This window comes from Flavobacterium sp. (genome assembly GCF_043722275.1).
In the GTDB taxonomy this organism is placed as follows: domain Bacteria; phylum Bacteroidota; class Bacteroidia; order Flavobacteriales; family Flavobacteriaceae; genus Flavobacterium.
Genome location: NZ_JAYSPC010000084.1, coordinates 1 through 13629, shown reverse-complemented (window position 1 = coordinate 13629; position 13629 = coordinate 1). Strand labels below are relative to the sequence as shown.

The 13629-nt window shown below is 34.4% G+C and carries 11 protein-coding genes and 1 tRNA gene; 9 read left to right on the top strand and 3 right to left on the bottom strand.

Features of this window, described 5'->3' with window-relative positions; translation table 11 throughout:
- Nucleotides 1-153 precede the first annotated feature (153 nt).
- Nucleotides 154-3060 (bottom strand): FAD-binding and (Fe-S)-binding domain-containing protein, encoded by a 2907-nt coding sequence (locus tag ACHZDT_RS11085; protein ID WP_394774694.1) that lies wholly within the window; start codon nucleotides 3058-3060, stop codon nucleotides 154-156.
- A 378-nt stretch (nucleotides 3061-3438) separates the two neighbouring features.
- Complete coding sequence (locus tag ACHZDT_RS11080; RefSeq protein WP_394774693.1) at nucleotides 3439-4044, bottom strand: hypothetical protein; 606 nt, start codon at nucleotides 4042-4044, stop codon at nucleotides 3439-3441.
- Nucleotides 4045-4269: 225 nt separating this feature from the next.
- On the opposite strand from ACHZDT_RS11080, the gene ACHZDT_RS11075 reads away from it, so the two are divergent.
- The 9 genes from ACHZDT_RS11075 to ACHZDT_RS11035 all read left to right on the top strand — a co-directional run bounded on the left by ACHZDT_RS11075 (nucleotide 4270) and on the right by ACHZDT_RS11035 (nucleotide 12801).
- A complete protein-coding gene (locus tag ACHZDT_RS11075) occupies nucleotides 4270-5478 on the top strand; it encodes an anhydro-N-acetylmuramic acid kinase (RefSeq protein ID WP_394774692.1) in 1209 nt (402 codons plus the stop codon).
- A gap of 425 nt (nucleotides 5479-5903) precedes the next feature.
- Complete coding sequence (locus tag ACHZDT_RS11070; RefSeq protein ID WP_394774691.1) at nucleotides 5904-7475, top strand: glycoside hydrolase family 10 protein; 1572 nt, start codon at nucleotides 5904-5906, stop codon at nucleotides 7473-7475.
- Entirely contained in the window at nucleotides 7462-8736 is a 1275-nt protein-coding gene (locus tag ACHZDT_RS11065; RefSeq protein WP_394774690.1) for an MFS transporter, read from the top strand. The genes ACHZDT_RS11070 and ACHZDT_RS11065 overlap by 14 nt, the downstream gene beginning before the upstream one ends.
- A gap of 22 nt (nucleotides 8737-8758) precedes the next feature.
- A complete protein-coding gene (locus ACHZDT_RS11060; protein ID WP_394774689.1) occupies nucleotides 8759-9106 on the top strand; it encodes a hypothetical protein in 348 nt (115 codons plus the stop codon).
- A gap of 28 nt (nucleotides 9107-9134) precedes the next feature.
- Nucleotides 9135-9584, top strand: coding sequence for a GNAT family N-acetyltransferase (locus ACHZDT_RS11055; protein ID WP_394774688.1), 450 nt, complete (start codon nucleotides 9135-9137; stop codon nucleotides 9582-9584).
- 8 nt (nucleotides 9585-9592) lie between these two features.
- Nucleotides 9593-11200 (top strand): glycoside hydrolase family 3 protein, encoded by a 1608-nt coding sequence (locus ACHZDT_RS11050; protein ID WP_394774687.1) that lies wholly within the window; start codon nucleotides 9593-9595, stop codon nucleotides 11198-11200.
- Between the two features lie 136 nt (nucleotides 11201-11336).
- Nucleotides 11337-11975: a peroxiredoxin gene (locus ACHZDT_RS11045; protein WP_394774686.1), complete on the top strand. Its 639-nt coding sequence runs from the start codon at nucleotides 11337-11339 to the stop codon at nucleotides 11973-11975.
- 175 nt (nucleotides 11976-12150) lie between these two features.
- Nucleotides 12151-12459: a thioredoxin family protein gene (locus ACHZDT_RS11040; protein ID WP_394774685.1), complete on the top strand. Its 309-nt coding sequence runs from the start codon at nucleotides 12151-12153 to the stop codon at nucleotides 12457-12459.
- An 84-nt stretch (nucleotides 12460-12543) separates the two neighbouring features.
- A complete protein-coding gene (locus ACHZDT_RS11035) occupies nucleotides 12544-12801 on the top strand; it encodes a DUF6952 family protein (protein ID WP_017495510.1) in 258 nt (85 codons plus the stop codon).
- Between the two features lie 733 nt (nucleotides 12802-13534).
- Here ACHZDT_RS11035 and ACHZDT_RS11030 read toward each other — a convergent pair.
- Nucleotides 13535-13622 (bottom strand) — tRNA-Ser (locus ACHZDT_RS11030).
- Between the last annotated feature and the right edge of the window lie 7 nt (nucleotides 13623-13629).

Sequence of the window (13629 nt, the reverse complement as noted above, 5' to 3'; positions counted from 1 at the left end):
GCAGATTTAAAAAAGATTTAAGCAGATATGTGCAGATTAATTTAATAAAAATCTAAAATAAAATCTGCTTTAATCTGTAGAATCTGCGTGAAAAAAAATCCGTGTCCATCAGCGTTTTCACGAAGTGAATCCGTGTCATCCGTGTGCTATTTCTCAAAGCAAGCAGCTTCTTAAAATACTGATTGGATGTTGCGCTTCTCTGTTTGTTCCGTCAAAAATTTGATGGCGGCAGCTTGTTCCTGCTGCGGCAATTTTTACGTTTTCGGCGGTTGCACGCACTTTTGGGAATAGAGTATCTTCTCCCATTTGCATACTTACCTGATAATGTTCTTTTTCGTAACCAAAAGATCCAGCCATTCCACAACAACCCGAATTGTAAATCGTAACTACGTTATTTGTTGGTAAATTCAGCATTGCAAAAGTCGCTTCAATAGAACTCAAAGATTTCTGATGGCAATGTCCGTGAATTTTGATTTCTTTCTTTTCTTCCGAAAATGATTCAGGTCTGATATTACCGTCGATGATTTCTCTTTTAAAGAACTCTTCAATTGTAAAAGCACTTTGCGCCACTCTTTCAGCACTTTCTTTATCATCGGCAAGACGCAAATATTCATCTCTAAAAGTCAAAATTGCCGAAGGTTCAATCCCGATTAATGGCGCTTTAGCAGAAATTAAATCCTTAAAGATATTTACGTTTGCATTTGCAATTTTCTTAGCTTCTTCCAGAAATCCTTTTGATAAATACGTTCTTCCGCTTTGTTCGTGATTTACGACTAAAACTTCGTAGCCTAATTTCGTCAATAATTCAACAGCATCGATTCCGATATTTACATCATAATAATTCGTGAATTCATCATTAAACAAATACACTTGTCCATTTGGGAAACCCTGATTTTGTTTTTTCTGACTTTCAAACCATTTTTTGAAAGTTCTTTTTGCCAATAGCGGAACTTGTCTTTCCGGTGCAATTCCCATGCTTTTTTTTACAAGAGATTGGTTCGAAATAAAGTTTGTAATTGACGGAAACAAACTTCCCATTTTATTCAGTTTTGCGTTGTGAGCAAAAATTTTGCTTCGGGTCGAGAATCCGTTTGCTTTTTGATATTGGTATAAAAATTCCGCCTTTAAAGTTGCAACATCCACATTACTAGGACATTCGCTAGCGCAAGCTTTACAACTTACACACAACTCAAAAACTTCGTATAATTCTTTCTGGTCAAATTTATTTTCTTTTTCAGAATAGGTCAAATATTCACGCAACGCATTGGCTCTCGCACGCGTTGTTTCTTTTTCGTTTTTGGTCGCACGATAACTCGGACACATTGATCCTCCCGCCGATGGCAATTTTCGACAATCGCCAGATCCGTTGCATTTTTCGGCAGCACGCAAAATCCCTAAACTGTCTGAGAAATCCTGAAATGTTTTAATGTCAGGTTCTACCCTGCCCGAAATCACACGATGATTTTCATCCATTTTCAAAGCGTTTACAATCTTCCCGATATTCAAAACCGAATTTGGGTCAAACGCTAGTTTAATTCTTTTCAGCAATTCATAATTCGCTTCGCCAATCATAAACGGAATAAATTCTCCGCGCACAATTCCGTCGCCGTGTTCACCGCTTAATGAACCTTTGTATTTTTTAACCAAAATCGCAACATCGGTCGCGATGGTTCGGAATAATTTTAAGTCAGATGTTTTCTTTAAATTCAAAACGGGACGCAAATGCAGTTCTCCTGCTCCGGCATGTGCGTAATAAATTGCGCCTTGTCCGTGGCGTAACATCATCGCCGAAAACTCCTCGATATAAGCCGGTAAATCGCTCAATTCAACCGCTGTATCTTCAATAGAATCGGCTGCTTTGTCATCGCCAACAATACTTCCTAAAAGCCCAAGACCGGCTTTTCTAAGTTCATTTACTTTCTCGATATCGGCTCCGTAAATTTTTACAAGCGCATAACCAAAATTATTTTTTTCTAAATCAGCGACTAAAGCATTTGCCTGATTTTCGGCATCTTCAGGATTATTCGATGCTACTTCAAACATCATAATCGCTTTGGGTTCACCAACTAAAAAGAATCGGTTTTTAACGTGTTCCCGGCTCGTCTTGGTACAATCTAAAATCGTATCGTCGATCATTTCACAAGTGTACAAATGATGTTTCATTGCCACTACAACTGATTCCAGCGATTCCTGAATGCTATGATAATGTGCCACAACCATAATATTATGAACTGGCGGCAAATCGTCTACTTTTAAAGTAATTTCGGTCGTAAAAGCCAGCGTTCCTTCGCTTCCGCAGAGTAATTTTCCCAAATTTATTGTTGGTTCAGTTCCTCCAAATAAATCTGACTGTAATAAAATATCAACTGCATAACCCGTATTTCGTCTGTGAATTTCAGGTTTCGGAAACTCTTTTATAATTTCGTCCTGCGTCGCTTTTACCGAAAGTTCGTCGTAAAGGCTTTTATATATTTTATTTTCTAAAGTATCTCCTTTGGTTTTTTCGATAAATTCAGCCGAAGTCAGTTCCTTAAAAACTACTTCCGATCCATCGCTCAAAAGTCCTTTTATCTCGACAATTTTATCGCGCGTTACACCATAACGAATCGAAGTTGTTCCCGAAGAATTATTGCCCACCATTCCGCCAATCATACAACGATTTGTTGTTGAAGTATTGGGTCCGAAAAATACGTTATGAGGTTTTAAAAACAAATTCAGTTCATCGCGAATTACGCCAGGCTGAACCGTAACTGTTTTTTTAATGGCGTCAAAATTCAGTATTTTAGTAAAGTTTTTTGAAACATCAACTATAATTCCGTCGCCAACCGTTTGTCCTGCGAGCGAAGTTCCGGCAGTTCTGGGCGTAATCGAAATCTGATGCTGTGCCGCAAACTTTATCAGTTTACTAATATCTTCAATGGTTTTAGGCACCGCAACTGCTTTTGGTCGAATCCTGTACACCGATGCATCGGTTGAATAAAGCGTTTTATGAAGATCATCAAATAAAAGTGTTCCCTCTAATGATGCTGATAATTGTTCTAACTCCTTATTTATTGACATTATAACTAAATTTATGGCTTTTCTTTACAATTACAAAAATAGTTTTTTTAAGGTTCTTTTATTAGGTTCAGAGGCTCAAAGTTGCAAAGGTTCTGAGTTTTTTTTCTTTGCCATTTTTTTCATCATATAAGTGATATAAGTTCATCTTAGAAAACTAATCTGACACAAAGTTTGTCATTCTATGATTGTAATAAAAAAGGATTCTTTATTAAAAAAAGACACTTCTCTAAATAGTTGCGCTCTAAAGTGCAATCTTGACTATTATTTTGGTAACAAAATTTATTAAAATTAAATTTTGTTACCGAAATATCAAACCTTTACAATCTCGACCGGAGGAAAAATCACATAAGCTTTACGCATAGTAAACCCGACAGGTTTTTAAAACCTGTCGGGTTTCGCGAACGAACGAAATGACAAGATTACGATCACTAGATTTGACACAAAGTTAGTCATTCTAGTACGAAGAATCTCATCAAGTAACTCCGCAACAGTGTGTTCGTCCCGCGTGTGATTTCTCGTTTCTCGAAATTTTGTGTTCGTGGGTTTGATAGCATCTATCTGATAAAACTCTCCAGCAGTTTCTTCTGAAAATATTTTTACTGCGATTTCCTGTAGGCTTCTATCTAAAAAAGTTCTCGATTTTGCCAGATCATCAAGTAAATTGGTATGACTTGTACCTTTTACATGTAAACCAACTGGACTTCCGTGGATATCAATTGATTTTAATCCTGTAATAAATCCTTTAGACATTAATCTAATGCCTCCGTTTAAGCTTTTAAAAGTAAAAATTACTTCCATACCTTTATATGCACGCAGCGCTTTTGCCTGATCGGCAGGTTTAATAACGGCTTGACCCGTATATTGCCATACAAATGAAAAATGATGATGGTCCATCATGGCTTGCGAAAGTTCTAAATCGTAGTATATAACTGTTTGTGTAAATCCGTCAATAGTGATATGGACTTGTTCTGAAAACTTCGACATCCTTCTTGGTTTTAATGATTAGTTGTTTTGATATATCAGTAAAACAAAACTATTATCACTGTTTCAATAGCCTCAATAAGTTATATAAACGATAGAATAAGGTATAATTCATTTATGAAACATAAGCTGGATAAAACATCAATAAAAACATTTTCCCTACATTTATATCCAAATAAAATCTGATTTTAGCATTACCAAAAAAACACTTCCTTAAACATCATTTTAATGAATAAAAATATACGCGCTCTCTATGAAATTGCCCAAAAAGAGACCCGAAAAATAATAGGTTTAATGTCCGGAACTTCGCTTGACGGACTTGATATTGCGCTTTGTGCTATTTCTGGCGCGGGAGAAAATACTGATGTGAAAATTCTGGAATTTGAAACCATTAATTATACTGAGGATATTAAAACCGAAATTCGTAAAGTGTTTGCCCAGAAAACAATTGATTTTCAGCATTTGGCTTTATTAAATGAATGGATTGGGATTTTGCATGCGAATATGGTGAACGATTGTCTCTCAAAATGGAATATTCCCGCGCAAGAAGTTGATTTAATTGCATCGCACGGACAAACGGTTTTACACGCTCCAAAGTTTCTACATCAGCAGGAAAAATTTCCTAATGCGACTTTACAAATTGGCGATGGAGATCATATTGCAGTAAAAACAGGAATTATAACATTGTCTGATTTCAGGCAAAAACATGTTGCTGCAGGTGGCGAAGGCGCACCTTTAGCGGTTTATGGCGATTATTTGTTGTTCAGCAAAAAAGACGAAAACCGAATTATGCTAAACATGGGCGGCATTGCAAATTTTACCTATCTTCCCGCTTCCCTTAACACCAGCAACGTTTTTGTAACCGATACCGGAACCGCAAATACTTTAATCGATATTTATACGAAACATTATTTTCCTGAAAAAAGCTACGATAAAGATGCTGAAATTTCTAAAAGCGGAATCGTAAATCAAGATCTTTTAACCGAATTAAAAAGTGATGCTTTCTTCACGAAAAGTTTTCCTAAAACAATTGGTCAGGAATTATTCAATTTTGAATTTGTCCAAAAAGCGCTTTTAAAAACAGGTTATACGACTATTTCGGCACCAGATTTGTTAGCTACTTTAACATGCCTTAGCGCAGAAACAATTGCCGAAGCTATTTTGTTTGTGGTAAACAATTCAGGAACGCCTATTGAGGATTTTACGGTTTATATGTCTGGCGGTGGCGCAAATAATCCATTATTGGTGACTTGGCTTAAAGAATTATTGCCTTGCAGGTTTCAAAAAAGTGACGATCTTGGTATTGCAGGTGATGCAAAAGAAGCGGTTTTATTTGCCATTTTAGCCAATGAAACTGTTGCAGGCGGAGATTATAATTTTGGTTTAAAAAAAGGAATTCCTTCTGTGACAATGGGTAAAATTTCTTTTCCGGGTTAAAATTTTGCCACGAAGACACAAAGGCAAAAAGTTTTTTTGCCACAGATTATAAAGATTTAATTGATTTTGTTTCACGCAGATTTTGCAAATTTAATTTTAGATTTTTATAAATTAATTTGCAAAATCTGCTTAAATCTTTTTGAATCTGCGTGAAATTCATATTATAATAATCTGTGCTAATCTTTTAATCTTTGGCTTAAAATTTTCTCTCGCAGATATGGCAGATTAAAAAGATTTTTTTTAATAAAAAGCTTGTGTCTTTGTGGCAAAAAAATCACACACAATACATAATTAATATTTATCGTAAATTTATTTCTAAACAAATACATGAAAACCGAATAAATACCGTTCAAATTATAATTTATTAATTATTTATTATACTCAGCTAAAAAAACTATTTTTGGTTTCTGTTAAAAAAGATTGAAATGCATAAAAATCAGCAACTCCTTTTCTCTATTATATTTATATTTTTCTTTGGATTAATCTCTAATGCACAGGAAAACACCTTATACCCTAAAAACGAATTTAGAGGTGTCTGGATCGCTACGGTCGTCAATATCGACTGGCCTAAAACTGCCAGTGACGGCGTTGAAAAAGAAAAAGCCGATTATATTGAAATATTAGAAGCCTATAAAAAACTAAATTATAATGCCGTAATTGTTCAGGTTAGAAGTGTTGGTGATGCTTTTTATCCATCAGAATTTGCGCCTTGGTCTCGTTTTTTGACAGGTAAAGAGGGCGTGGGTCCAAACCCTTATTATGATGCGCTGGCTTGGATGATTGACGAAGCGCATAAACGAGGTTTTGAATTTCATGCATGGCTGAACCCATATCGTGCGACTTTCGATTTAAATAAAAATCTTTTAAGCCCAACTCACGACATTTTTAAACATCCGGAATGGATGATTGAATACGGCGGAAAATATTATTATGACCCTGCATTGCCTGAAGTTCAGGAACATTTGACAAAAGTGGTAAAAGAAGTTGTTGATAAATATGATATCGATGCGATTCATTTTGATGATTATTTTTATCCTTATGCCGTTCCCGGAAAAGTATTTAACGACACGGCTTCGTTTAAAAAATACGGTTCGGGTTTAACCCTTGCCGATTGGCGTCGTGCAAATGTGAGCAACTTTGTACACACCATTTCGACTACTATAAAAGCGAGTAAACCGTGGGTACAATTCGGTATTAGTCCGTTTGGGGTTTGGCGAAATAAATCAGTAGATCCTAAAGGTTCTGAAACACAATCGACTGCAAATTATGACGATTTATATGCAGATCCTGTTTTATGGATGGACCAAAAATGGATCGATTACATCTTGCCTCAATTGTATTGGAGTATGAATAATCCAAGAGCTTCTTACTCTACATTAGTAAAATGGTGGTCTGAAAACTCGAACAATACAGCACTTTATATTGGTCACGCTTCGTATAAAATTAGAGGTGACAGCGATAAAAGCTGGAACTTTGCTAATGAAATCCCAACGCAAATTGATTACGCCAGAAGTTTCAAAAAAGTGGGCGGAAGTGCTTATTTCAGTTCAAAATGGTTCATGAATAAAAACTTTGATATCGTTCGACTTTTAGAAGAAAACCAATATAAATATCCTGCGCTTCCTGCAGCGGTTCCTAATTTAAAACACATTATTATAGACACACCTGTAATCAATGAATTTGAAAAAGACAGCACGAAATATTCATTCAACATCAAATCTCCGTTGAATACAAAAGTACGTTATATTGTAATTTACGGTGGTGAACATATCTCAAAAGTTGATATTAACGATCCATCTAAAATAATTGAGAAAGTAACGGTTTACCAATTTGACGGCACAATCACATTTTCGATCCCGGCTGAAAAAATGAATCAGTATAAAGCTTGCGCTGTGACATTTATTGATTATTTTGCGAACGAAAGTACCCCAACTGCTATCGACTTAAAAAAGAATTTTAAAACATATTCACCTGCTCAGCCTAATGAAAACAGATAATAAACCGTGGTTTTGGATTCCGCTTCTCAATTTTGCATCTGGTTTGCCGTATGCTGTAATTATCTCAGTTTCGGTCATTATGTACAAAAATCTGGGAATTTCAAATGAAGATATTGGAGTTTATACTAGTTTATTATACTTGCCGTGGGTTATAAAACCGCTTTGGAGTCCTTTTATTGAATTGCACGGAACCAAACGAAAATGGTTTTTATCGATGCAATTGCTTATTTCAATCGCCTTTTTAATCGTTGGATTTACGATTCCCGCAAGCGGATTTTTCATGATGACTTTGGCAATATTCTGGGTCGCTGCTTTTGCATCGGCATCAAATGATATTGCCAGCGATGGTTTTTATTTATTGGTTTTACCGAAAAATCAACAATCTTTTTTCCTTGGAATAAGAAGTACTTTTTACCGACTTTCAATGTTGGCAGGAAACGGATTAATCGTGCTTTTAGCAGGATATTTGGAACACAAATACAGCGATAATACAAAAGCATGGTCGTACACGATGATTTTCGTTGGTTTATTAATAACTTTTATAACGATCTATAATTATTTCTCCACGCCAAGAACAGAAATAAATGCCGGAGAAAAACCGAAATCAGAAGAGCATCAAAATTTTGCTTCGATTTTTATTACCTTTTTTCAGAAAAAACAAATTGGTTTGGTTTTAGCTTTTATTCTATTATTCAGATTAGGAGAATCACAATTAATTAAAATGTTAAGTCCGTTTTTAATTGATCCGAAAAATGTGGGCGGAATGGGATTAGATACTCAGGATGTTGGTATTATTTATGGAACATTTGGAGTTGCAGCATTAACCGTGGGAGGAATCCTTGGCGGAATTGCAATCTCTAAACAAGGCTTGACAAAATGGATGTTACCAATGATTTTAGCCATGCATTTACCTATTATTGGTTTTGTTTTATTGGCACATTTTCATCCCACTTCTATCTATTATATCTACGCCGTTGTGATTACAGAACAATTTGGTTACGGTTTTGGTTTTGCAGCTTTCATGATGTATTTAATTTATGTTGCCGAAGGAGAATCTAAAACCGCACATTATGCGCTTGCAACCGGATTTATGGCATTAGGAATGATGTTACCCGGAATGGCAAGCGGATATATTCAGGAATATTTAGGATATGGAAATTTCTTTATCTGGGTATTTCTCGCGACAATTCCAGGAATTATTTTATCACGTTTTTTAATATTCCCGAAAGATTTTGGGAAAAAATCTACAGAAGAAGTTTAACCCCAAATCAAACATCTTACATATGGAAATCAATGAGAATTTGCAAGCCGAACGCAACCTAAAAGGCGCTGAGTTCGAAAAAGAAGGAAATTTTGAAAAAGCAATTGAAATATATGAAGAAAATCTCGTAGAAAACTTTAAAGGAAATCATCCTTATGATCGATTGGCTACAATCTACAAAAACCAAAACGATATCGAAAACGAGATTCGGGTTTTAGAAAAAGCCATTATCGTTTACGAAGAAATTACTCTCGAAGACCGTTTGGAAGGTTTGCCAAAACTTTTCCGCTTTAAAAACCGACTCGAAAAAGCTCTACATACCAAAGCACAGCTGGCCAAACTTGCCAAACAAAAGAAAAGTAAGCTTTAACAATAAATAAATTTTAGCGCATTTAATCATGACCAGCTTAAAAAGAACCAACTCTGACGATATTGATTTTATAAATTTAGTAGCTTTACTAGATCAGGATTTAGCAATCAGAGACGGCGAAGACCACTCCTTTTACAATCAGTTTAATAAAACAGATAAAATAAAGCACGTTATTGTTTTTTATGAAAACGATATTGCGGTAGGTTGTGGCGCTTTTAGAGAAAAAGAAAGTGATTCGGTCGAAATCAAACGTATGTTTGTACATCCTGATTATCGCAAAAAAGGAGTTGCATCTCAGGTTTTAGCCGAATTAGAAAGTTGGGCAGCTGAATCAAATTATCCTTTTACAGTTTTAGAAACTGGAAAAAAACAACCGGAAGCCATTAATTTATATCAGAAATTGGGTTATTCTATAATTCCAAATTATCCTCCTTACGAAAAAATAGATAATAGTGTTTGCATGAAAAAGACTTTATAATAATGAAAATGACAGATCAAGCATTAAAACAAAAAGTGGGACAATTCTTTTTTCCTGCAGTTTTCATAAACGATACCGAAGAAAATATTCAGGAAACCGAACGTTTAATAAAAGAACACAACATAGGCGGATTGACTTTTTTTCATAGTCGCACCAGTGCTGCAACAAATTACGAAAGCAAAAAAACGGTTGTTTTTAACGATGACAGTTATCAAAAAATAAAGGATCTTATTGTTCGTTACCAAAAAGCCGCTTCTACTCCACTTTTAATAAGCATTGATGCCGAATGGGGTTTGGCGATGCGTATCGAAAAAACGCCACAATATCCATATGCAATTACTCTTGGTGCTTTGCCGGAAAGTAAATCACATTTGGTTTACGAAGTTGGAAAACAAATTGGTTTAGACTTAAAAGCAGCCGGAATACATTATAATTTATCGCCTTTGGCAGATATCAACAATAACCCAAACAATCCGGTTATTGGATATCGCTCTTTTGGAGAAAACAAAGAAAAAGTCGCTGATTTTGCTGTTGAATATCTTAACGGAATGTCAGAAGTTGGGGTTTTAGGCTGCCTGAAACACTTTCCCGGACATGGAAACACCAATGTAGATTCGCATTTAGGATTACCGGTTTTAAATGAAACTCTTGAAGAATTATTAGAAAACGAATTATATCCTTTTATTAAAGGAATCGAAAATAATGTCGACTCAATTATGATTGGACATTTGGCGGTTCCGAGTTTAAATGAAGGAAGAAATACATCGGCAACTTTATCAAAATCTATTATTCAAACACTTTTACGCAAGCAATTGGGTCATGATGGTTTGGTGATTTCTGATGCTTTAAATATGCATAGCGTTTCTAAATTGTATGATACCAAAGGCGAACTGGAATGGGAAGCTTTCAACGCCGGAAATGATATTTTATGCTTCGCCGAAAATGTGCCTGAAGGAATTGAAGCGATTCTTAAAAATGCGTCACCGGATCGTATTGAAGAAAGTTTTAACAGAATTATGAGAGCTAAAGAAAAAGTGGGAATCCTTTCTGAACATATTTTTACTTCGGGAGAATTAAACTTTGAAAAAGCATCTGAATTAAATCTTGAAATTGCTCAAAATTCAATCACAAAAATCATCGATAATTCAAATACTGAATTGGCATTTAAAGCACAAAAAAACAATCAATTAGCCAAATTGAGTTTATATAAAGGGGTTGAAAATACTTTTTTCCAAACTTTAAATTCAAAATTAGAATCTCCAGAATTTGCATTCGAAAATTTTGAAGTTTCGGATATAAAATTGATTGAAAAAGATTTGGAGAATTTTGAAACGATTATTATTTCATTATTTGTTCCAAAGGCGAAACCTCAGAATAATTTCGAAATCAACGATGAAGTTTTAGATTTACTTTCGAATTTATTAGAAATAAAAAAATGTATTATTTACGTTTTCGGAAATCCTTATGTATTACCTATAATTCCGAATCTTAAAAAGGCTTCCGGACTAATTGAAGTCTATCAGGATTTTAACGAATTTCAAAAAAATGCAGGAATTCAATTTCTAGAAAATTCAACTTGTACTGGAAAACTCCCTGTAAATATTGAATTACAATAAGTTACAAAACAATAATTAAATTCAATAGTCAAATACTATCAATATATAAATATTAATAATCACTTCTTATTGTAAGAAGCAACACTTATACCCTACTTTTGCATCAGAAATAAATTTTTAACTTAAAACGAAAAATATGTCTTTAGTAGGAAAAAAATTCCCAAATATTGCAGTAGATGCTATCTCAGAAATGGGCGATAATTTAAAAATCAACGTTTTTGAAGAAGCAGTAAACAACAACAAAAAAGTAGTATTGTTTTGGTACCCAAAAGATTTCACTTTTGTATGTCCAACTGAATTACACGCCTTTCAAGCTGCATTACCAGAATTTGAAAAAAGAAATACTATCGTAATCGGAGCTTCATGCGACACAAACGAAGTTCACTTTGCATGGTTAAACACTCCAAAAAACAATGGTGGAATCGAAGGTGTAACTTACCCAATTTTAGCAGATACAAACCGTAACTTAGCTAACATTTTAGGAATCCTTGATATCGAATCTACAGAATACAGCGAAGAAACTGATTCAGTAATTATTGAAGGTTCAAATGTAACTTACAGAGCTACTTACCTAATTGACGAAACTGGAAAAATCTTCCACGAAAGTGTAAACGATATGCCATTAGGCCGTAATGTAAACGAATATTTACGTATGGTTGATGCTTATACTCACATTCAGGAAAAAGGAGAAGTTTGTCCTGCAAACTGGGAAGCTGGTAAAGAAGCTATGAGCGCGGACAGAGTTAGTACAGCTGAATACTTAAGCGCGAACTAATTTTTTTATAAGTTTATAAGATACTAAGTTGCTAAGGTTCTGAGTTTTTAAAAGCTAACAACCTTAGTAACTTAAAATCTCACTGCCTAAAATATCAAAAGAGAACTGACAAGAACTGCTAAAAAAACTTAGCACCTTAGACACTCAGTTACTCAGAACCTAAAAAAACAAACAAATGTTAATCGACTTAAACGAAGATACGTTAGCAGATTTAGTTGCTAAAAACGAAAAAGTAGTAGTACAATATTCAGCTTCATGGTGTGGAAATTGCCGTATTATGAAACCAAAATTCAAAAAATTAGCAACAGAAAATGAAGCTATCACTTTTGTTTTGGTTGATGCAGAAAATTCTCCGGAATCAAGAAAATTAGCTAATGTGAGCAACTTGCCAACATTCGCAACTTTTGTAAACGGAAAATTAATTGGAGAAACTCAAACCAACAAACAAGAAGTTTTAATCGACTTGGTAAACGCTATTGCGTAAACAGATCATTAGATTTTTAGACTGTTAGATTTTTTGAATCTTATCTAAAAATCCAATAATCGAGTAATCTAAAAAAATGAAAAAATGAAATTACCCGTAATAAAGCAATTGACCCAATTTATCGAAGAAAACGATCAGGATTATATCATTGAAACGATTGAAGTTCTGGAAGCAATGACTGAAATTCCCTCTTTAAAAGATGAAGAATTAGATGTAATTGGCGAATTAATTTCAAATATGTATGGTGCACTTGAAGTACATAAAATGGTAGTTCAGGGCACAGACAAAAAAGAAGCTCTAAATGCGTTCATGAAACGTGTTTTAGGCTCTATCGATAAGTAATCGAGTACTACAAATAAAAAAAAACATGACCCAAGAAAGCGCTTCTTAATAAGAAGCGTTTTTTTTTAGTTAAACTTTTTGGTTTACTGCTCAATTGTCTTTCCCATGCATAGTTCTTCTTATTAATCTTCTGAGAAATCCTCATTGGATTATCCAATTTAGCTTTTAGAATATAAAGGAAATATATTCCTGACTTAAGCAGGTAATTGGCAATAAAAATTAGTTTCTCCTAGATACTACTTATTTGCATCTGGGTTCTAAATATTTTCCTTAACACTAAGTTTTCTGTTTTAGAACGTAAAAGAATTCTAATAATTCAAACCATTTTTAAGTGGCAAATACGGGCTATTCTATACATTTTATACGTTCCTGTAACAATCAAGTTATTTCATTGCCTACCGGGTCTTTAAATAAGTTTATTACTTTAGACATTCTTCAAGGCTCAAGACAAATGTATTTGAAACACGCAGATCAGGGTATTTAAAGATTTTAATCGTATTTGCCATACTTTTGAAAAGTTGCTTTTTAATCTCCCTGTCTTGATTTTTTTTTAAGACAAAGCATTTCGTTTTTTCAATACTCTAAATTATGATTAGGAGAAAAAGCTTGAATAATAATAGAACACCGTGCTTTGATAACTATCTGTCTTTTGAAAAGTGTGTAAAACGAAAAAGCCTTTAAACACTAGTGTTTAAAGGCTTTTGACTTTTAAAGTTTCTTTTGAAACTTCTACTGGCGGAGAAAGAGGGATTCGAACCCCCGGACCTGTTACAGTCAACAGTTTTCAAGACTGCCGCATTCGACCGCTCTGCCATTTCTCCAGTATGT